The organism is Mesorhizobium sp. WSM4845 (assembly GCF_055811455.1).
The window spans coordinates 1-20,509 of the sequence record NZ_JBVVQA010000039.1 but is presented as its reverse complement, the minus strand read 5'-3'; the positions used below and the strand labels follow the sequence as shown (position 1 = coordinate 20,509).

The 20,509-nt window shown below is 61.6% G+C and carries 14 protein-coding genes; 9 read left to right on the top strand and 5 right to left on the bottom strand.

Annotated elements, in window-relative coordinates; genetic code table 11:
• Position 1 precedes the first annotated feature (1 nt).
• Genes AC0L2C_RS29970 through AC0L2C_RS29960 form a run of 3 tightly spaced genes read right to left on the bottom strand, consistent with a single transcriptional unit; the run spans position 2 to position 3,935 of the window.
• A complete protein-coding gene (locus AC0L2C_RS29970) occupies positions 2-1,165 on the bottom strand; it encodes a hypothetical protein (RefSeq protein ID WP_473525111.1) in 1,164 nt (387 codons plus the stop codon).
• 9 nt (positions 1,166-1,174) lie between these two features.
• Entirely contained in the window at positions 1,175-1,597 is a 423-nt protein-coding gene (locus AC0L2C_RS29965) for a DUF6484 domain-containing protein (RefSeq protein WP_473525110.1), read from the bottom strand.
• A gap of 10 nt (positions 1,598-1,607) precedes the next feature.
• Positions 1,608-3,935, bottom strand: a complete 2,328-nt coding sequence (locus AC0L2C_RS29960; RefSeq protein ID WP_473525109.1) for a type VI secretion system Vgr family protein — start codon at positions 3,933-3,935, stop codon at positions 1,608-1,610.
• A 200-nt stretch (positions 3,936-4,135) separates the two neighbouring features.
• Here AC0L2C_RS29960 and tagH point away from each other — a divergent pair, with 200 nt between their 5' ends.
• The 8 genes from tagH to AC0L2C_RS29920 all read left to right on the top strand — a co-directional run bounded on the left by tagH (position 4,136) and on the right by AC0L2C_RS29920 (position 18,949).
• Positions 4,136-5,215 carry a type VI secretion system-associated FHA domain protein TagH gene (tagH, locus tag AC0L2C_RS29955; RefSeq protein ID WP_473477115.1) on the top strand — a complete coding sequence of 360 codons (1,080 nt, stop codon included), beginning with the start codon at positions 4,136-4,138 and terminating at the stop codon, positions 5,213-5,215.
• A gap of 416 nt (positions 5,216-5,631) precedes the next feature.
• Positions 5,632-7,140: a type VI secretion system protein TssL, long form gene (gene tssL / locus AC0L2C_RS29950; RefSeq protein WP_473525108.1), complete on the top strand. Its 1,509-nt coding sequence runs from the start codon at positions 5,632-5,634 to the stop codon at positions 7,138-7,140.
• A 22-nt stretch (positions 7,141-7,162) separates the two neighbouring features.
• Entirely contained in the window at positions 7,163-10,726 is a 3,564-nt protein-coding gene (tssM, locus tag AC0L2C_RS29945; protein WP_473525107.1) for a type VI secretion system membrane subunit TssM, read from the top strand.
• Positions 10,727-10,885: 159 nt separating this feature from the next.
• Complete coding sequence (locus AC0L2C_RS29940; RefSeq protein ID WP_128172598.1) at positions 10,886-11,653, top strand: PP2C family protein-serine/threonine phosphatase; 768 nt, start codon at positions 10,886-10,888, stop codon at positions 11,651-11,653.
• Between the two features lie 5 nt (positions 11,654-11,658).
• Positions 11,659-14,295, top strand: a complete 2,637-nt coding sequence (locus AC0L2C_RS29935) for a serine/threonine-protein kinase (RefSeq protein WP_473525106.1) — start codon at positions 11,659-11,661, stop codon at positions 14,293-14,295.
• An 11-nt stretch (positions 14,296-14,306) separates the two neighbouring features.
• Complete coding sequence (locus AC0L2C_RS29930; RefSeq protein WP_287180221.1) at positions 14,307-14,813, top strand: DUF1036 domain-containing protein; 507 nt, start codon at positions 14,307-14,309, stop codon at positions 14,811-14,813.
• Positions 14,810-17,143, top strand: coding sequence for a M23 family metallopeptidase (locus tag AC0L2C_RS29925; RefSeq protein ID WP_128172596.1), 2,334 nt, complete (start codon positions 14,810-14,812; stop codon positions 17,141-17,143). Before AC0L2C_RS29930 ends, AC0L2C_RS29925 begins: the two co-directional genes overlap by 4 nt.
• A gap of 186 nt (positions 17,144-17,329) precedes the next feature.
• Positions 17,330-18,949 (top strand): caspase family protein, encoded by a 1,620-nt coding sequence (locus AC0L2C_RS29920; RefSeq protein WP_287319130.1) that lies wholly within the window; start codon positions 17,330-17,332, stop codon positions 18,947-18,949.
• 54 nt (positions 18,950-19,003) lie between these two features.
• Here the strand turns inward: AC0L2C_RS29920 and AC0L2C_RS29915 are convergent, their stop codons facing one another.
• On the bottom strand, positions 19,004-19,534 hold the full coding sequence (locus AC0L2C_RS29915; protein WP_128172594.1) for an OmpA family protein: 531 nt from the start codon (positions 19,532-19,534) through the stop codon (positions 19,004-19,006).
• 190 nt (positions 19,535-19,724) lie between these two features.
• On the opposite strand from AC0L2C_RS29915, the gene AC0L2C_RS29910 reads away from it, so the two are divergent.
• Positions 19,725-20,297, top strand: a complete 573-nt coding sequence (locus tag AC0L2C_RS29910) for a DUF6931 family protein (RefSeq protein ID WP_128172593.1) — start codon at positions 19,725-19,727, stop codon at positions 20,295-20,297.
• On the opposite strand, the gene AC0L2C_RS29905 is transcribed toward AC0L2C_RS29910, so the two are convergent.
• The coding region (locus AC0L2C_RS29905; protein ID WP_473525105.1) for a hypothetical protein at positions 20,294-20,509 on the bottom strand (216 nt) is incomplete at its 5' end. The genes AC0L2C_RS29910 and AC0L2C_RS29905 overlap by 4 nt on opposite strands.

The window sequence follows — 20,509 nt, the reverse complement described above, 5'->3', positions numbered from 1 at the left end:
ATCACATCCAGGCGGGGAAGCGCCGCGTACGCCGCCAGTCGGCCAAGGGGAGATCGGGGTTGTCCAAAGAGGCGCGGATGGCCGCGAGCCGTAGCCGACGCATAGAGCGGAATGCGGCGTGCTTGCCCGGTCCCCGCCCATCGTCCCACCATGCACTCGCGCGTTCAGCCATTGGAAGCGGCGACTCCTCGATTTTGGCGAATTGCTTTCCAAGGGGCGCGGTATCGACAGTGAAGACGTCGGTGTCGTTGAAATCGACCTCGAACAGATCGCGCCAGGCGAGGCCCGCGGCATATGCGGATTGGGGCTCGCGCATGCGTTCGATCAGCCATGGGACGATCGATCTGTCGCCAAGCATTCCGATGGCGGCTAGAGCCGGCTGTCGGACCGCCGATTGGTTCAGGCACTTCTGAAGCCAGGCCGTTGCGGAAGTTCCCGCCGAGGCGAGTAACCGGATGTCGATCACCTCACCCTGAGGAACACTGGCAGAGGCGAGCAATTCATCGAAGACAGGCAGAGCTGTGCGGCCCGCGCCGAGGAGACAAGCGGCGAGCGAGGCTGCCAACCGCTCCCGTGGCTGGTCGGCAGAGAGGCATTCGGTTGCCGCCGGGAGCAGATCGCGGCGGCGCAACGCGCCGGCCAACCGCAGCGCCCGGATCCGGACCTCAGCCTGGCCATTCGCGACCAGTTCGCCGAGCCTCGGCCCGGCATCGGCGCGATGATGCCAGAGCGCCGCGAGCCCGACGCATTTGAGCATCGTTTCCCTGGAGCCAACCCACTTGGCGACGAAAGGACGGAGTTTTTCGCGCGGTGTCCGGGCGATGGCGCCTGATATGCCTTTGATTCCAGTCTCGCCGAGCGCGGAGGCAGACTCGATCACCTCTGCAAGCGGCTTTTCCAGCCCCCAATGGAGTGCCAGACAGGCCATCACAAAGAGTTCTGGGGCTTCCGGATAATCGGAGAAACGCGCGCTCGCCGACGCCCACGCAGCCTCGCCCGAGGCGAATAGGCCTTCAAGATTGGCGTCAAGCCGCTGGTCGATGCGGCCGATATCGATTTCGTCCAGAAGCGGTCCGTTGATCTCGCGGCGCCGCCGCGACCAGAGGAACGCGGCGTCCTCCGCGTGTTGGTCTACCATGGCAGGGATCGTTGCAAGGCGCTGCATCGGCTCGTCCTAATTCAGGTGAACAGCCGCCCCTCGGATCCAGTTCGTACCGGCTGCATGACTGACAAGTTGTGTGCCGCGGATAGAGACGCGCCCGTTCTTCTCCAAAATGATGGACGCCAAGCCACATCTGAACTCAATGCGATCGCGCGCGTTCAATGTCACCGTCTCACCGTCGCGCAACACTTCAACGGGATGCGGATTGGGACGCGGATCAACTATCCTTCCGACCACAAGCGGCCGGGCGGGGTCACCCGCTTCGAACAGCAGCGCCACTTCCGAGCCCACAGAGGAAGCGTCGAGAGCGGCGAGGCTGCGGGCCTTGAGCGCCGTGTCGCTGGGATTGCCGACGAAAACGACGAGCGGCGAGCCATCATCGAAGCCGATCAGCAACCCAATTATCACCCCATCAACACGCTCCACAACGTCCATCGCTCGGCCCTCAATTGTTGTGAACACTGCTGCCTTTGATCTTGGTCTTGCCGTCGGCCTTCACGTCGATGTCGCCGCTGCCGTCGAGCCTTATGTCCTTGCCCTTGACGCTGATCGTGCCGTCCTTTTTGAGGATGATGCTGGCATCGCCGCATTTCAGCGTGATCTCGTCAGCCGCCTCAACGTACAGCTTCTTGCCGAACTTCATTACGCCGTCTTCGCCGACGACGACACTGCTCGCCTTGGCTACTTTTAGCGAATAGGCCCCGCCGACCTCAATCCCCTCGTCCGCTGCAATCTTGGCCAGCCGCGCCTTGCCGACCTGCGAGGAATGGGCGCCGCCAACAGTAAAGCTCTGGTCGGCGGCGACGTCAACCGTCTGCGCGGCACCGATCTGCCACTTGTCTGCCGAGCCAATTGTGTGGCTCTGCGCAGCACCTACGGTGACCGAGCGGGTCGCGCCGATCGTGTTCGCTTGCGGGCCACCCACGGTTCGGGTTTCGGATGTTCCGACCGAGTCGACCCGAGCCGCGCCCACGGTTATCGTCTGCACAGCACCGACCGTTTGCGTGTGCGCTATGCCGATCGTCTCCGTCGAGTTTGACCCAACATTGATCGTCTCGTTCGACCCCACCGTCAGCGACCTGTTCACCCCCACCGTCTCGGTGTCGTTGTTGCCGATATCCGTGGTCTGGTCGACGCCGACCTTGACCGTCTTGTTGTTGCCGACGTCCTCGTCGAGGTTGTGGCCGACGGAGTGCTTGGCGTCGTGGTCGATGCGGTCGGACTGGTCGTGCTGCACCAGCTTGGTGCGGTCGTTCTTGATCAGAAGGTTGTGGTCCTTCTGCGCCTGGAAATTGACCAGTTCGGAGCCGGCCTTGTCCTCGAACATCAGCTCGTTGTAACCGCCGCCGCCTTTCGAGGAGTCCGATTTCCAGCCGGATTGCGTGGCGCTGCCCGGCAGCCCGTAGGGCGGCATCTGGGAGGCGTTGTAGACGCGGCCGGTGATGATCGGCAGATCCGGGTCGCCTTCGATGAAGTCGACGATCACCTCCTGGCCGATGCGCGGTATCTGGATGAAACCCCAGCCGCTGCCGGCCCAGGTCTGCGAAACCCGCACGAAACAGGAGCTGTTCTGGTCCTTCTTGCCGAGACGGTCCCAGTGGAACTGCACCTTCACCCGGGCATATTTGTCGGTGAATATTTCCTCGCCGGATGGGCCGACCACCGTCGCCGTCTGCGGGCCGCGCATGATCGGCCGTGTCGTGACCCGCGGCGGGCGATAGGCCAAGGCGGTCGGCGCCACGCCGAGGATCACCTTGAAGTTCTCGCTTTCGACGTCGGCAAGGGCTCTGTAGCCCGGATCGAACAGCCTGTATTCGGCGCTGACCACCAGATATTCCTGGTTCTGGTCTTCCCTTGGGAAGCCGTCCAGCTTGAACGTGCAGCCCGAATACAGGCCGCGCACGGTGCCGACTGCAGCGATGCGCTGGTGCACAGCCTGGATTTCCTCGCGCCGGATCGCGGCAAGGCTGTCGCCGCGACCGACGTCGAGATGCGCGCCGGGCTGGCGGTAATTCTCGCCCGCGGCCAGCTTGTGGCTGAACGGCTGGGCGGATTTGGCCATCAGGTCGGCGCCCGGCTTCTCGAAATCATAGTCGGTATGGACATAGGCGCCCGGCCGCACCGAGCTGCCCGGAATCCATTCGGTGATGTATTCGACATCGCGCCGGGAGCCCTGCCCTTCAAAGTGATAGGGCACCTTTTCATAGCCCGGCGCCGGCTTGAGCTTGTTCATGGCATCGGCCAGCACAAGCGTGTGCTTGCCCTCGTCGTGCTCGAAGAAATACAGGATGCCTTCGTGCTCGAGCAGCCGCTGCACGAAATCGAGATCGCTCTCGTCATACTGGACGCAGTATTCGCGCGGCGGATAGGACCCTTGCAGGCGCTTCTCGAATTTTGCCGTGCTGTATTTCGAGAAAACCTCCTCGACGATTTCGATGACGCTCATGTTCTGGAAAATACGGCAATCGGTGGTATTGCCGAGAAACCAGAGCCATGGCCTGATGACGGCTTCGTAGTAGGCCAGACGGTCCTCGATCCGGGTCAGCCGAAACTCGGAGACAAGGCCGCTGAACCAGCGTTTGGGGTCTGATTCACCTTCGATCGAAACCGCGCCGCCCAGCATCTTCAGCGGATCGATTTCGGGGCTGCTGCTGACGAACCCGACCGTATAGGCCAAACAACGACTGATCTCATCGCGCCCGACAAGATGCGTGAAGGTCAACAGGTCAGCGCCAACCGGCGTCTGCACAACCGTGGCACGTTCGTTCGGCATGGGTCGTGCCCCCTCCCGCCGCTCGTTTCTGCCTGAGCCTAGCACATGTCTTGCACCGACCAAAGGGGACCCTTGGTGACTGCAGCCTGGCCCCCTGTGGAATCATCGACTTGAACGCTTCTGTGCCGCCGCGCTCAGAAATTGCTGGTATAATGGGGTGTCCTGGGTGAGTTTCCCGACAGGATCGACGGCGATTTTGAATGTATATCAGGCTGCAGATCAACAATGTCGTCTCCCTGCCCGCCGGTATGTCGACCGGCTACTCCGCTCGTGATCGCAGCTTCGAAATCGGCCGCGAGGCCTGTGACTGGACCTTGCCCGACCCCGACAAGTTCATCTCCGCCAGACACTGCGAAGTGCGTTACCAGGCAGGCGCGTTCTGGCTGTACGACATCTCGCGCAACGGCACATTCATCAACGGATCGACCCAGCGCATGGCCGGCCCCCACCGGCTCGGTCAAGGCGACCGGTTGCTGATCGGCCGCTATGTCGTCCTGGTTTCGATTGACGACGAGCGGGCCGCGACAGGGCTTCCGCGAAGCAGCCACGGTTCGACGCAGCGACAAATGCCGATCACCACCGGCCGGCCGCGGGATTTCGGAGACCAGCCTTTCTTCGAGCCGGTGGAGCAACGGCCCGGGCAGAGAGCACCGGTGTCGACGTCTTCGCCGCCCGCGCCTCTCGCTTCGACGCCCGCGCCTCTCGCTTCGACGAAAGACGAGGTGCTGCGGGACATCGCGATTGCAGCCGGCATCGCGCCGGAACTGCTTCAATCGCGTGATCCGCATGAAGCGGCCGCCGAAATCGGCGCGGTGCTTCGGACTGTTGTCGAGGAACTGGCCCTGCTGCTGAAGGCACGTGCGGCTGCGAAAATACTGGCCAAGAGCACACACCGGACGATGATCAGCGCTGCCGATAACAACCCCCTAAAGTTCGTCCCGGGAACCGACGACATCCTAGAAATCATGTTTGCGCGGCGCAGATCCGGCTACCTTGATGCCAAGCACAGTGTCGAAGACGCGTTCCGCGATCTCAAGACGCACGAATTTGCCACCTATGCAGCCATGCAAGCTGCGCTCTCCCGGCTGCTTGACGATTTGTCGCCTGAGGCGATCAGCAAAAAACTCCCACCGACGTCGTTCACATCGAAGAAGGGCCTGGCTTGGGACGCCTTCGTCGCCAAATGGCGCACCATGGAGGAAGCGCACGAAAACGGCATGCTGGACATATTCCTGGCCTATTTCAGCGAAGCCTATGCCAAAGCCGACAAGCAAAAGTAGACCGGCAGGACTGAACCTGGCAGGTGCCCCGAAAATCGGATCGGTTGCTGCGCTTAGCTTCGGCTGCGGAGCGGATCACGCACCAGGTGGAATGTATCCTTGGCGAGCCCAAAGATACGGCGCTGTCGTTGGCGAAGAAAAATTCTTTGGCAGCGCTGCTTCTGGTTCCAATCGACCGTTTCTAAGCTTACGATCATTTTCGACAGTTCGCCAGCGGGTAAGGCTGATTGACCTGGGGGTCTGCGGCACATGTCATGTTACTGCGGGTTAGAAAGATATAGCCGACCTTCCTCCGGACACTGCCCTCGTCAGCAGCGCCTGCAGTTCCTGCGCCTGCAGTCCCTGCGCCCGGCCGGGGACCGTCTTGCCCTCATGTGGCGCGCATGCGGCACCGACGCGTGCACGGACGATTGGCGATGAGCTCGAAGGACGACCCTTTCGGCCCAGCGGGCAAGACCGTCATTCGCGTACCGCGCCGTGCTGAAAAATCAGCGCCCGATCCCCAGCGGGCCGTTGCCGACGGCGGGCGCCCCGGTCCCTCGCCGGTCAAGGATTCAACGGTTTTCGATCCTGGTCAGCATGCACCGCCGGGCTGGACATCCGGAACCGTGATTTATCAGGCTGCAGACCCCGGCGCTGCGGCGGCAACCAGCTCCTTTGCGGCGGCGCCGGGCATTCAGCAGGACATCCTGCTGAATGCCACGGACAGCGTCAGATATTCCGCAGCAAATCAGATCCTCGCCGCGGCCGCGCCTTTGCTGATGCTGTTTGGCCAGCTCAGGCTTATGGCTGTCGAAAGACAGGCGGAGCAACTGGCGGAACATGTCGCCGAGGCGATCGAAAAATTCGACCGGACAATGGAGAAAGCCGGTGTTCCCGAGGAAGATGCACGGATCGCTAAATTTGCTCTCTGCGAAACCGCTGACGACCTCATCGGCAACCTGCCTTGGCCCCAGACAGACGCCTGGGCGCAGCACAGCATGCTGTCACAGTTCTTTCAAGTCGTGCCCACCGGCTCGGGCTTCTACCAAGCGCTGAACAAGATACTGGCTGCGCCGGAGGCACACTATGATTTGCTTGAACTGATGCATGCCTGCCTGTCGCTGGGGTTCGAAGGCCAGTATCGAGGCCTTGCGCGCGAGGACAACAATCTCGAACGCGTTCGAAGCGACGTCTACGAGACGCTTCGTTACTTCAGGCCGCGCGCCGACGACGACATCTCGCCGCACTGGCAAAGCCTGGCGGTCTCCAGCCCACAGTCGTCGGCCCGGCTGCCGCTCTGGGTGATTGCGGCGGCTGCGTCGGCGCTGCTGACGGCGGCATTCTTCGCATTGCGGGTCTTCATTACCAACGAGGGCGATGCCCTTGCCGGCAGGCTGCTGGCGCTCGATCCGTCGACGCCGATCGCCATCGAACGCGCCAGCGTGGTGCCGTCGGCTGCGCCGGTGAAAGTCGCTCCGCCTGTCGCCCCTACCCGTTCCCAGATCGATCGCATCCATGCGGCACTGGCCAAGACTATTGCGCGCGGCGGGCTGAGCGTCGGCACGCAGGGCAGGTTCATCATCGTGGAGATCAACAATGTCCTGCTGTTCCCGTCCGGCAGGGCCGAGATAAAACCGGAGTTTGGACCAATCGCCGCGGACATCGCCGCCGCGCTGGAACCGGAGCGTGGACCGATCATGATCGTCGGCCACACAGACAATGTGAAGCCGCGAAAATCGAGCCCGTTCAAATCCAACTTCGACCTTTCCATCGCCCGGGCGAAGGCCGTCGCAGCTGTCATGGCGCCACGGTTCAGCAAGCCTTCCCGGATCACCGTCGACGGCAAGGGTGAAGACGAACCGATCGCCGACAATGCGACGCCGGAAGGCCGCGCCCAGAATCGCCGTGTCGACTTGATGATCCCCAAGGAGGAAACGCTGTGAGCACGGCCATTTGGAAGTGCCCATGACGCGCTGGCTGCTGCGGATATTCAGCGCGATCGCGTTGGCCGGTTTCGCGGCAGCCGTCTGGTTTGCCGGACCATTGATCCGCTTTGCCGACACGCGTCCACTGGCACCCGTCTGGCTGCGCGTGACGATCATCGGCGTGATCGTTGCGATCGCGACGCTGTTTTATGGCGTGCGTTTCTGGCAAAAGCGAAAGGCGCAAAAGGCGCTCGAGACGATAGTCGCCCGCAACGACGACAGGGACGACGACTCGCAGGTGCTCGAGACTCGGATGAATGAAGCCATCGCTGCGCTCAAGCGGTCGAGCGGCAAGCGCAATTTCCTCTACGAGGTTCCTTGGTACGTCGTCATCGGCCCGCCTGGTGCCGGCAAGACAACGGCGTTGGTCAATTCGGGCCTGAATTTTCCGCTTGCCGGTTCGGGCGACGCCCAGCCAGTGGCCGGCGTTGGCGGCACACGATCCTGCGACTGGTGGTTCACCGACCAGGCGGTGCTGATCGACACCGCCGGGCGCTACACCACGCAGGATTCCAATGCGCAGAGCGACAAGAAGAGCTGGCTCGCCTTCTTGTCGCTGCTCAAGCGAAACCGCACCCGGCAACCGATAAACGGGGTTATCCTGGCCATCAGCCTTGCCGATCTCATCAGCCTCGATGATCGGCAGCTTGACGCCCATGTCGTCGAAATACGCAGCCGTCTGCGCGAAATTCACGAAACACTGAAAATCCAGTTCCCGGTGTACCTGCTCTTCACCAAGGCCGACCTTGTCTCCGGTTTCATGGATTATTTTGGCGGCTTCGACGAGCAGCGCCGCCGCAAAGTGTGGGGCGCGACATTCCAGACCGCCGATCGCAGCAAGAACATGGCCGGTGAGGCACCGGCCGAATTCGACGCATTGGCAAAGCGCCTGGCGGAGGAGATGGCCGACCGCCTGCAGGAAGAGGCCGATCCGGTCGCGCGCATAGCCATCTTTGGCTTTCCAGCTCAATTTGACGCACTGAAAAGCCGTATTGCCGGTTTCGTCGCCAGCATATTCGATCCGGCCCGCAGCCAGGTGAATGTCAGCCTGCGCGGATTCTATTTTTCGTCAGGCACGCAGGAGGGCACGCCGATCGACCAGGTGCTGGGCGCAATCGGTCGCAGTTTCGGCAGCGCTTCTCGCGCCCATCTTTCCGGCACCGGCAAAAGCTTCTTCCTGCATGATCTTCTGACCGAAGTCATTTTCGCGGAATCCGGCTGGGTTTCATACGACAAATCGGCTGAAAGGCGTGCAGCGATCGCCAGGTATGGCGGCCTTGGCGCAATAGCATTGGTGGCTGCTGCGGCTCTGGGCACCCTGGCCCTGAGCTTTTCAGCCAACAGGTCGCTGATCGCTTCCACCACGCAAGCTGCAAGCCAGTATCGCGAGACGGCAGACCCGCTCCTCAAAAGCACTGAAGTCGCCGACGTCGACCTTGAAAACGTCATCGGCCCGCTCGACCAGTTACGCGAACTGCCGGCCGGGTTCGACACCGGTGCCTTGCCGATCCCGATCCAGGAGACGTTCGGTCTCAGTCAGCGGGAAAGACTTCTTTCGGCATCAAAGACAGCTTACCGGCAGGCGCTGGAGCGCATGTTCCGCTCGCGCCTGCTGCTTCAGGCCGAACGGACGATCCAGGCCAGGATGGCTGATCCCACCGCGCTCTACGAACCGCTGAAGATCTACATGATGCTTGGCGGCAAGGCGCCCAAGGTCGACGACGAACTGATCGTGTCGTGGATGAGGCAGGACTGGGAGCAGAACCGGTATCCGGGTGAAAACAACCACGAGGGACGGGCGCAACTCGAAAAGCATCTGCGGGCCATGCTGGCGTTGGACGACGCCTATGATCCGGTTTTCGAACTCAACCAGCCACTTGTCGAAGCCGCTCAACGCTCGCTCGGACGCATGAGCCTTGCCGATCGTGCCTCTGCCCTGGTGAAGTCGGCGGTATACGCCACAGCACTGGACGATTTTTCAGTCTCCGTCAAAGGCGGCCCGGAAGCGCAGCTGTTGTTCGAGCGTGTCGATGGTGGCGATCTGTCGGGCCTGCGCGTTCCCGGTATCTACACCTATAGCGGCTTCAACAACTTCTATCTCGCACAACTCTCGCGCATCGCGCAGATGCTTGTCGATGACCAGTGGGTTCTCGGCGGCGGCGCCGAGCAAGGCGGCATCGACCAGGAATTGCCAAAACTCGGTCCCGAACTTGTCGAGCGCTATGGCAGGGAGTTCGCCGCGGCGTGGAACGGCGTTCTCGAAAAGCTGAAGTTCAAGCCAATGCTGGAGGACAAGCCGGACTATATCGCGCTCTCCGCCGCCGCGTCACCAAGCTCGCCAATCGACCAGCTTTTTACCGCGATAGCCGACGAAACAGCGCTGACGCGAGAAGCTGGTTCCAGTGAAGAGTCAGGCTCCGGGGCCGAAGCCGGCATGCTTCAAAACCAGCCGCAAAACGCTGCAGATATCGCCAGCGGATTGGCCCGCATCGGCATTCAAATCGCCGGCGGCAAATCGCAAAGCCGGGCCGGCACGGGGTCCGCTCGCGCGCAAAACCAGTACCCCGGGGCGAACATCGAAGCGCAATTCAGATCATTCCAGGCTTTGGTGAGCGGTCCCACTGGGCGCCGCCCGATCGATGCACTGACCCAGAATTTCCGCGACATCCATCAAAGCCTGCAATTGGCGGCCGATATCCCTTCGCAAACGGAACGCGCCAACATGAATCTGCAGCTGCAGATATCCACGCTTCGCGCCAATGTCTCGCGGCTGCCCAAGCAACTCGCCCGAATGGTTACTGCGACCGCCGACGAGCTTGACGGCAACGTCGCAGAAACCTCGCTGACGAATTTGAACCAGCTGCTCGACCAGACGGTCACGCGCGCCTGCGAGGAGACGGTCGAGGGCCGTTATCCCTTCGCCAGCGATGGCCCGGAGGATATTGCGATGGCGGATTTTGCGAAACTGTTCGCTCCAGGCGGGCTGATGGACCGGTTCTTCGCACAGAATCTCGCATCGCTGATCGACATGACCGGCCAGGACTGGAACTGGAAGCAGGATGCGCGTTTCGGGCGCGACCTGTCGAAGTCGACCTTGAAAAGCTTCCAGCTGGCGGCGGAAATCCGCAACGCCTTCTTTCCTTCAGGTGGTTCGGTGCCGTCGGTCAGTGTCACCTTTACACCGTTTTCACTGCATGGCGATGCCGATACGGCGGTACTCGACGTCGATGGCCAGATCGTCCAAAGCAACCAGGCCGGCAACGCGCCAAGCACGGTGACCTGGCCGAGCGGCATGGCTTCCGCGTCGGCGAGCCTGAGCCTCATTCCCGAAATGCCGGGCCGTGAGTCCGCGATCAAGTTCGACGGTCCGTGGGCACTGAAGCGCCTGCTGGACAAGGCCGATATCACCAGCACCGGCGGCAACACGCAAGCCCGCTTCGTGATCGGCGGACGCGATGTCGCCTATACGGTCCAGGCCAGTTCGGACCAAAACCCTCTCTTCCTTCCTGCGCTTTCCGGGTTCAGCTGTCCAAAGGCGTTTTGAGATGATTTTTGAATTTCCCAACACGGTGCGGCTGTCCATCGGCAACAGATGGGCGGACGTTTATTTCGATACTCTAACGTTCGAGCCTGTGGCAAACTGGCGCGAGCGAGCACCTGACGGGGCGCCGCAGAGGACGCTTGAGAAGCGCTTGGTGGCAAAGTGAACACTGTCGCCCTTCCCTTTGAAAGCTTCGGCGTTAGCCACAGAGGCTGTGTCCGTGAGCTCAACGAAGACAGCTATCTGGTCGAGCCGGAAACCGGCCTGTGGGTGGTGGCCGATGGAATGGGTGGCCACGATGCCGGGGAAGTCGCTTCGGCCAGCATCGTCGATCATCTGGCAACGATCGGCATTGCAAGCTCTGCACCGGATCTGCGTGCGCGCTTCGAGGACCGGCTGAGCCGGGCCAACGCCGAAATCCGCAGGATATCGCAATCCCGTGGGGTAACCATTGGCTCCACTGTCGCCGCCCTGCTGGCGATGGATGGGCGGTTTGCCTGCCTGTGGGCAGGCGACAGTCGCGTCTACCTGATCCGCAACGGCTCGATCTCGCAGATTTCGAAGGACCATACCGAAGTCCAGGAACTTCTCGACAAGGGCATGATCAGCGCAGCCGAAGCACTCGCCTGGCCGCGCCGCAACGTCATCACCCATGCGGTCGGCGTCAGCGACGAGATCGTGATCGATTTCCAGCAAGGCGAAATCATGCCGGGCGACATATTCGTGTTGAGCACCGACGGGCTGACAGCGCATGTCACAGACGCCGAGATCGAGGCGGCGGCGGTGTCGGCGACACCTCAGGCGGCCTGCGAAAACCTGCTGCAGATGGTGCTGGCGCGCGGGGGAACGGACAATGTCACGATCGTGCTCGTCAAGATCGGAGACGGGCGCAATGGGGCCTATCCCGGTCCTTCCAGAGCGGAAGGCTGAGGCCGATGAGCGCCGACGACAAGACGCGGATATCGCCTGACGTGGCCACCACAGCGGTCGGCACGCAACTCAGCGGCATCTATGAACTGGACGAGCGAATCGCATTCGGTGGCATGGGCGAAGTCTACCGTGGCCACAACATCCAGACCGGCGACCATGTCGCCATCAAGATCGTATTGCCCGAGTTCGCCCGTGACCAGACGATCCTGTCGCTGTTCCGCAAGGAAGCGACGATCCTCAATCATTTGTCGCACGACGCGGTCGTGCGATATCACGTCTTCACGATCGACCCGGGTATTGGTCGCCCCTACCTCGCCATGGAGTTCGTCGACGGCCAATCGCTGTTCGATATCATGGGACGTGGCCCGATGCCGACGGAAGACGTGCGCAAGCTCTGCCATCGTCTGGCTTCCGGCTTGAGCGCCGTGCACCAGGCCGGAGCGATACACCGCGACCTCTCCCCGGATAACATCATCCTGCCAGGAGGCCGGGTCGATCGCGCAAAGATCATCGATTTTGGCATCGCGCGATCGGCGACCGTCGGCGGCGAGACGCTGATCGGCGGAAAGTTCGCGGGAAAGTACAATTACGTTTCTCCCGAGCAACTCGGGCTGTACAGCGGCGATGTCAGCGAGCAATCCGACATCTACAGCCTGGGCCTGGTGCTGGCCGCTGCTCTGCGCGGGAAACCGATCGACATGGGCGGCTCCCAGTACGAGATCGTGGAAAAACGCCGAACCGTTCCGGACCTCTCCGACATCGACGCCGATTTTCGCGAAATTGTCGAGGCCATGCTGCAGCCGGACCCACAAGACCGGCCGATCAGCATGGCCGATATCGCCAGGGCGACACGTGACGACACGGACGAGGAGACAAGGCCGCCAACGTCGATCACACCGCGCGACCGGACGCCGCGAACGGGGGGAACCGCCGCGCCTGGCCCCAGGCTTGCCGGCCCCGAGATTGCCGGCCCCAAGATTGCAAGTCAATCTCCGGCGGCCGCCGGTGAGCAGCGCTTCGTTCCGCATGTCCGGCCCGCACTTCTGTCCGAGCCAAGGCCGTCGCCAGTTGCCGGTCCTGCTCGGGCGGTCTTGCCAAAGGTCCCGGCAAAGTCCGCCAGGACCCGATCGATCGCGATCGCTGTCCTGGCGACATTGGCTGTCGCGTCGGGTGCAGGCGTTTATCTCAGCGGCGTGATGGCGCCTTCCACGCCGACCGCCGGCGACACAGCGTTCTTGTCGCCAAAAGCATCCAAACCGGGTCCGACGGACAGCGCGGCAAATTCGCCGGGCGATGAGCCGGCAAAAGCAGTTGCACCTGAGCAGTCACGAACAGAAGCCACTGCGCCGCCAACCGAAGGTCAGGCAGGCGCGGATCAAAAGTTGGAGCCGGCACGGCCCGCCGAAGTCCTCTCACCATCCGAGGAAACCCCGGAACGGTTGGCATCGGAAGAAAGCTCGGAGCCGGCGGCATCCGCGGAAATCTCGGAGCCGGCAGCAGAAGAAGCGCAGTTGCCAGCTGAAAATCGGGCAGATGCCGCGGCGGATCAAAGGCTGGAGCCGACGCGGCCCGCCGAAGTCCTCTCGCCAACCGAGGAAACCCCGCAGCGGGCGGCCGCCGAGGACACCTCGGAGCCGGCGGCAGCCGAGGCGCCATCGCCAGCTGAAGATCGGGCAGATGCCGCGGCTGATCAAAAGTTGCAGCCGACACCGCCCGCCGAAGTCCTTTCGCCAACCGAGGAAAGCCCGGTCCCGCCGCGCATCCAGGTCGCGCCAATGCCGCCGGCCGACAAGACCTCGCCGCCCGCAGCGGTCCGGCCCGAAATTATGGAGAGCCGGAGGCCCGATCAGCCGGCCAGCCAGCACGCGCGGGCCGAAAGCCAGACGGATGATGCGAACGAAAAACGGCAGCAGGACGAGACGGCGGCAGGCAAACATCCGGGCGAAGCCACTATTGCCTTGAACGTGCCGAAACCGGACCTAAAACTGCCGCCGAAAAATGCCCTCGACCCCGCTGCGCAACGGGTCTCCTGGGTGCGGGATTTCAACGGCGGCGACTGTTTCTATGCGACGTTGACGTCGGCAACCGAGGCCGCCGCCGCAATCGAAGGATTGGGCACGGAGATCCAGCCGTTCGAACGAATGCTGTCCGATTTCCAGGCAAAATTCCGTGTCGAACCGGACATCAGCGTCCGCCTCATTGAGCCGGCTCAATGCGAAGTCACCAACTTTCTGCGCTTTCTGGACCAGATGCCGGCTGACAAGCCGCAGCTTGTTCTCGATCGAACGACGGTGCCGAGCGGCTCGCCGATCGGTGGCACGCTGGTGACGCAGGGCGGCCTGATTTCCAGCGTGCTGCTGATCGACCACAGGGGCATGGCATTCAGCCTCGACGATCTTATGCTGGCGCAAGCGGACAAGGCGACCTTCAACATTCCGATCGATCTCGGCGCAGCCGACAAGGCGGCCGGCAAGGTCGTGCCGCAGATCATAATGGTGATCACGGGTCCACAGGATATTCACGCTGCGGCGTTCTCCGAGCCGACACCAGCCGCGCTGCTGTTGCCCAGGATACTCGAAGAGATCGACGCCAACCGAGCTGAGTTCTCCGCCACGGCAAAGTACTTCCGGCTCGGCGGGTAGCATGGACGCCGATGGACCTCCGCAGCTCGCGTTTTTCCTTCCTGACCGCTGTCCCGCCCAACAATCAGCGTGATTGGCTTCGCGGCCTGCTTGCCCTGACAGGCCGTACCAGACTTGTGGTGATATTGGGCGCGACATTGCTGGCTCTCCTGTCGTCCCACGAAGCGCGCGCCGAATTCACCGTCTGCAATCAGACGCTCGACGTCGTCAATCTCGCTGTCGGCCAAAAGGTCGACAATGCGGACCAGACCGATGGCTGGTGGACCATCGGCGCAAATCAGTGCGTGAACGTCATCCGCGAGGAACTCACCAACCGCTACATCTACATCTATGCGACGGACGTTTTTGGCCATGCGACCCTGACCGGGTCGACCGAAATGTGCATCGACCGGCGGCGTTTCTCGATACGCGGCATCGATGAATGCTGGCAGCGCGGCCATATCGCCGCACGATTTCTCGAAGTCGATACGCTTGAACAGGTGCGGTGGACCTTTTTTCTGACCGGAAGCAATCCGTGACGCACAGTATCGACACAAGCTTCAGGCTGAAAAAGCAGGCGCGCGCCGCCCTGCGCAGACGCAGGCTCTGGCGCAGGCTTCTTGCCGGTCTTGCTGTGGCTGTCCTGTTGTCGATCGCTGCCGGCTTCTATCTCACCGCGGATTATTGGTCGTTTGGCGACGAAGATGAGGAGTTGCACGCCGTCGAGGGAACCGACGATGTGCCGGCCGACGCATCTGTCTATGTGCCTGCCATCATCGATCTCGCAGGCGACCCGATGTGGATCACCCTTGCGCCCGACACCGGCGGCGCAACAAAAAGCCAGGTGATCCCGCGGCCGGCAGAGCTGGATCAGGCCGGCGTTTCTCCGCAGATCGAAATTCTGTCCGACGTGATGCTTAGCGCCAGCGAAAAGTTCATGACAACGATACCGTCGACGCAAGAAGATTTCGCTTTCTTCCAGGCGCAGCGACAGACCGCGCCGGCGCCATCCGACGAGCTGCAAAACGATGTTCAGCCACCGCCCGTTCCAAACGAGGCTCCGGTTGCTTCGGACCCGCAGGGGGATACCGATGATGCCGAAGCAGGTTGGGGCGAAACAATCGATTCAGGCGAGGCAGCCCTTCCCGCGTTCCAGAAAACCCAGATCGAAAACAACACAAGCGTTGCAAATGTCATCAGTGAACATCAACGATACGAGGCTACCGAGGACATTTTCGTAAAGATCCTCAACGACCGCAGCCTGGACAGCGTTGCCCTGGATGCGCATTTCTCCGCCGAGGATGCCAGGCTGGCAGGCGAGGCACTGAAGGCGCTTTTCAATCGGGAGAGCCTTGAGCCAGGTCATGTCGTCGCCATGCGCGGTTTCAGGCCGACGCGCGAGACGACAACCATGTCCCTCATGCAGGTTTCGATCTACGCCAAGAACGTATTTGTCGGCACGCTGACGCGCAATGCCGCCGGTGTGTTTGTGTCTGGTGTCGACCCGTGGGTCCGCGAAGATTTATTCAACTACTCGGGCGCGCAGGCGCAAGGCACGCACAAAAGGCAATACCGGCTGCTCGACGCGATCTACTCGACAGCAGCGCGCAACAAGGTTCCAACCGGCGTGATCGGAGAAGCGATCATGTATCTGTCGCGAGGACAGGATCTGGATGCCTTCGCCAGCGAAGACCAGCGTCTGGTCCTGATCTATTCGCAAAAACCGCGTGGCAAGGAAGAGACGGCCGGACGGGTGCTGTATGTTGGCGTCCGGGGTAGCGAGAAAAGCCTTGACTGTTTCGTGTTCCAGCAGACCGACGGCCAGTATGCATGCGTCAGCGGCGACGATCAGGTTCGCTCGCTGACAGTCGCCAACGGCATGGTCACACCGGTCAACGGGGTCATGACCTCGACTTTCGGCCCACGCAAGCACCCAATCCTCGGAACCGTTCGTATCCACAAGGGCGTCGATTGGGCGGCGCCTCTGGGCACGCCGATAGCCGCCGCCTTCGACGGCGAAATCGTCTTTCAGGGCGATGGAAGTGGTTACGGCAATTTGGTGAAGATTTCGCACGGGGACGGCAGCGAGACGCGCTATGCGCATATGCAGAAATTCGCTGACAAGGGCGGTGTCGGCGCGAAGGTGAAGGCAGGCGATATCATTGGCTACATCGGCACCACCGGTCTTTCGACCGGGCCGCACCTGCATTTCGAACTCTATCGCAACGGCCAGGCCATCGATCCGCTGGGCACGGTTACGGCAATCGCGACGGACGCTTCCGCTGTCGAAACCCTGACCGAGCGTATCGTTCAAGTCGAAAGTGGCGGCAAAGCCCGCGCCAAGAACCCACTTTCTTCGGCGACCGGCGCCGGTCAGTTCATAACCAAGACGTGGATCCGGATGATGAACACCTACCGCCCCGAACTGGCGCGGACACTGTCAACCGCCGACCTGCTCGCTCTGCGTTTTGACGCCACCATCTCACGCGAGATGGTCAGCAATCTGGCGCGCGAAGGCGAAGCCTATCTTCGGGCACGCGGCCACCAGATCACAGCCGGCCGGCTTTATCTCTGTCATTTCCTGGGAATGGAAGGCGCCCATCAAGTGTTGTCGTCGCCGGGCTCGGCGCAATTGAGCGCCGTGCTCGGATCGGCCGTCATTCAAGCCAACCCGTTCCTCACCGGCAAGTCCGCCAGCTATGTCGTGAGCTGGGCCGAAAGGAAAATGGGCCGGAAGCTGAGCCCGGCGATGGTTGAAGTGAGCCAACAAACAACGACAACGACGGAAGTCCGGCAGACATCGCCCGAGTTCGAAAAATACAAGCAGGCGATCACGGCTCTCATAGGCTCGATGCAGAATACCCTTTGAACCTGCTTCTCGAGGCGTGCGAGTTTGCCGTTAGTCCATTGGTGTTCCCGCTGCCAAGTGCTACTATAGCCAACCTTTTTCGGGCCTTTGTGAACCAAAACTGTGGTCGAGATCACATACGCCCAGGAGCCATTTTGGCATGCGCAGACATCGATAGTGCGCCCCGGCGGGGCGGAGGGCTGGACCATGAAAGCATTTGCCGTCTTTCTGAGCGGGTTTGTCCTGTTTGTCATCACGTCGCTTGGAGCCGAGGCTGCCGCGCCTGATGCCAAACGCGTGGCACTGGTCATCGGCAACAGTAAATATGTCCATGCTGTTGCCTTGCCCAATCCCGCCAACGATGCGCACCTCATCGCATCCACGCTACGCAATGCCGGCTTCCAGGTGATCGAGGGGCTCGATCAAGACAATGCAGGCATGCACAGCCTCATCAGTCGGTTTACCGAGCAATCCTACGATGCCGAGCTCGCCGTCATTTTCTATGCCGGCCACGGCATGCAGGTCGACGGCAAGAATTTCTTGATTCCGATAGACGCCGAACTGACATCGCCCGCTCATCTCAAGACCCGCACCGTTCAGATCGACGACTTCATGGCAGCGTTACCAGCCGAGCCGGCGATCGGCGTCATCATCCTCGATGCCTGCCGCGACAATCCATTGGCCAGGACGCTGGCCGCCTCGATGCCGAAGAGCCGTTCCGCCTCGTTTGGCTCCGGACTGGCGCCGATTGAAGCAAGATCGGACGGCGTTGGAACCGGCGGAGTCTTGATTGCGTATGCAACCGACCCCGGCGCCATCGCTTTCGACGGCAACGGCGTAAACAGTCCCTACTCCGCGGCGCTCGCCAGACACCTGACTGAACCTAGCGTTGAAATCCAGAGCGCGCTGACGCGTGTGCGCGGCCAGGTGACCGAAACGACACAAGGTCGCCAAAGACCTTGGCACAACGCATCACTGGGACGCGAGGTCTTCCTGGGACAGTCCAAAGCGGAAGCGGCGCCTGCCACAAAACCGATCGCTGGTGCGTCCGGCGCGATGACACCGGCGCCTGCCCCGGTGACCAACGAGCCTCCTTCCTGGGAGGTTGAGCAGCGTCTGTGGGACGAAGCTTCCAAGCGCAATTCCATTCCGTTCTACGAAGCCTATCTTGAACAGTTTCCGAGCGGCCGCTTCGCCACGGTGGCACGGCTGAACATCGACCAGTTGAACGAACCGAAGGCCGAAGATCGGCAGGTCCCGGCAGTCGATGAGGACGAGGCCAACGCAATTTCCGGCTCAGCCGTTCGCACCTCGGTTGGGGTTTCGGACGAGGTGAAGCAGGCCCCGGGCACCGAGTTGACGGAAAGCGCGATCGGTCTCGATCGCCAGGGCCGTATCGATCTGCAGTTGCGCATCGAAGCCTTGGGCAACGAGCTTGGCCGTATCGACGGAAACATAGGCCCAAAAACCCGCCAGGCAATCGGCATCTGGCAAGCGAAAAACGGCCTGCCGCAGACGACCTTTTTGACACGCGAGCAACTGACGTTCCTGGTGATCCAGACGGATCCAATGATGGATTCGGTGCGCGCCAGCTACGCTGCCGATCTGGCTCGAGCACAGCCGAAGAAACAGGTGCAGCAGGCCCGCACAAAGAAGCCGGTGGCACAGAAGGCCCGCACACAAAAGCCGGTGGTGGCACAGAAGCCCCGCAGGCAGCAGGTCGTGGTTCGACGGGATGTTCCGCCGCCGGACAACAACGATTTCCTGACCAAGGCGCTGATTTTCGGCACCGGTGTGGCCGTGGGTGGCGTGCTCAACAACAACTGACGAGCCAGTTTCAGGCGTGTCGACGCTGGCCGTGCCTCGGTGGTCGGAGCGGCCCTACTCAGTCCTTATCCGCATTTCCACCCGGCGGTTTACCGGATCGAATGGATTGGGGTTGCGCGGACTCGCTTCGCCCAGGCCTGTCGCTTTGATGCGGGCAGGATCGATGCCGTTGGAGGTCAGGAAGGTTGTTACCGATCTGGCTCTGCGTTCCGACAGCCCCTCGTTGTAGCGCTCCGAGCCGGATGCATCTGTGTGACCCTCGACAACGAAGTTCAAAGTGCTCAGTCGGCTGTCCTTCAGTGCCTTGGCGAACTCGTCCAGTTCAGCGCGCGCAGTCGCATCGAGTTCCGCAGAATCAAGGCCGAAATTGATCAGCATGTCGAGGCTGGTTTTTTCGGCAGGCGCTGCTTTGTTCTTGCTGTTGCACTCTTCCTCGGTGCCGACGCAAATTCCACGCGGCGGGCCGAGCTCGCTCGCCGCGTCAAAAAACTTCACGATGTCTTCTGATTTCTGAAGTGGATCGGCAAAAGCGTGGGTCGAATAAAACGCGACCGTAAACACGAAGGCTAAACTGCCCAACCGCATAACGGTTACTCCTGTCTTGAGCATCGATTTCATCGACTGCGGACAATACCAAATTGCGAAGCGGTTGTCTGTCAATAAACGTCAAGCATACGAGTGGTGGAGGGCAGTTGCATCTTGCCAGGGACTGGAGACTTGACCCGCCCCGTCCGGGGCTTCAGTGTCGATTGTTCCCTGGGGAAAGCGTGGCGCCATGGCCAATGAGCTTCGATTCAAAACGGCACGGGACCTTTTCATGGCCTGCCCCGCTGTTTCCAGGGACATGGTGGCACTTCCGACCGAACAGCCTTCAATCGAATTTTGCCGCGCCCTGCTGGCCGGGCGGGTGCCAGAGGAGGCGATTACGTTCTGTGCCTATCTGCTTCCTGAGCGGGCTGCGGTGTGGTGGGCACATGAATGCCTGAGCCACCTCACCGTTCTGCTCGACAGCAGGGATCAGGAATTGCTCGCGGTTGTTCGTGACTGGGTCAGCGAACCGGAGAGCCCTCACCATCGCCCGGAAGTGAGCGAGGCTGCGGCAATGCCGCCAACAACGCCGGCCGCCTGGATTGCCCTGGCTGCAGGGCGCCATGGCAACGGTTCAGCTGTGGAGGCGCCAGCGCTATCGGCCACGCAGCCAGCCGCCCGCGCTGTGAGTGCGGGCGTACTGGCCGGACTGGCACGCGTTGCGTTGGAAGAACGCTTTTCAGTTCTTTCCGCGTTTGTCGAAATGGGCATCCAGTTGGCAGAGACAGAGGCGCTGCGCCAATCAGCGGATGCGAGTTAGATCGTAGCCCGGATCCGCGAGCGGCATACGTTCAAATTGAACTGAGAATCCGGCTCTATCTCTTTGACTAAGTCGCATTCCTGCAACGCCAAGTGATTCCACTTGGCTGCAGAATTCTCTGAATTAGTTGCCTGGCTAACCTGCAGCCGCCATTCACCGTTATCCCCAGCCGCCGCCTCCTCCGCCGCCGCTCCCGCCGCTCCCGCCACTCC

Excerpts from the sequence above, each read along its gene's own strand:
- AC0L2C_RS29970 (WP_473525111.1), bottom strand. The coding sequence starts at position 1,165 with ATGCAGCGCCTTGCAACGATCCCTGCCATGGTAGACCAACACGCGGAG.
- AC0L2C_RS29965 (WP_473525110.1), bottom strand. The coding sequence starts at position 1,597 with ATGGACGTTGTGGAGCGTGTTGATGGGGTGATAATTGGGTTGCTGATC.
- AC0L2C_RS29960 (WP_473525109.1), bottom strand. The coding sequence starts at position 3,935 with ATGCCGAACGAACGTGCCACGGTTGTGCAGACGCCGGTTGGCGCTGAC.
- tagH (WP_473477115.1), top strand. The coding sequence starts at position 4,136 with ATGTATATCAGGCTGCAGATCAACAATGTCGTCTCCCTGCCCGCCGGT.
- tssL (WP_473525108.1), top strand. The coding sequence starts at position 5,632 with ATGAGCTCGAAGGACGACCCTTTCGGCCCAGCGGGCAAGACCGTCATT.
- tssM (WP_473525107.1), top strand. The coding sequence starts at position 7,163 with ATGACGCGCTGGCTGCTGCGGATATTCAGCGCGATCGCGTTGGCCGGT.
- AC0L2C_RS29935 (WP_473525106.1), top strand. The coding sequence starts at position 11,659 with ATGAGCGCCGACGACAAGACGCGGATATCGCCTGACGTGGCCACCACA.
- AC0L2C_RS29930 (WP_287180221.1), top strand. The coding sequence starts at position 14,307 with ATGGACCTCCGCAGCTCGCGTTTTTCCTTCCTGACCGCTGTCCCGCCC.
- AC0L2C_RS29920 (WP_287319130.1), top strand. The coding sequence starts at position 17,330 with ATGAAAGCATTTGCCGTCTTTCTGAGCGGGTTTGTCCTGTTTGTCATC.
- AC0L2C_RS29915 (WP_128172594.1), bottom strand. The coding sequence starts at position 19,534 with ATGCGGTTGGGCAGTTTAGCCTTCGTGTTTACGGTCGCGTTTTATTCG.
- AC0L2C_RS29910 (WP_128172593.1), top strand. The coding sequence starts at position 19,725 with ATGGCCAATGAGCTTCGATTCAAAACGGCACGGGACCTTTTCATGGCC.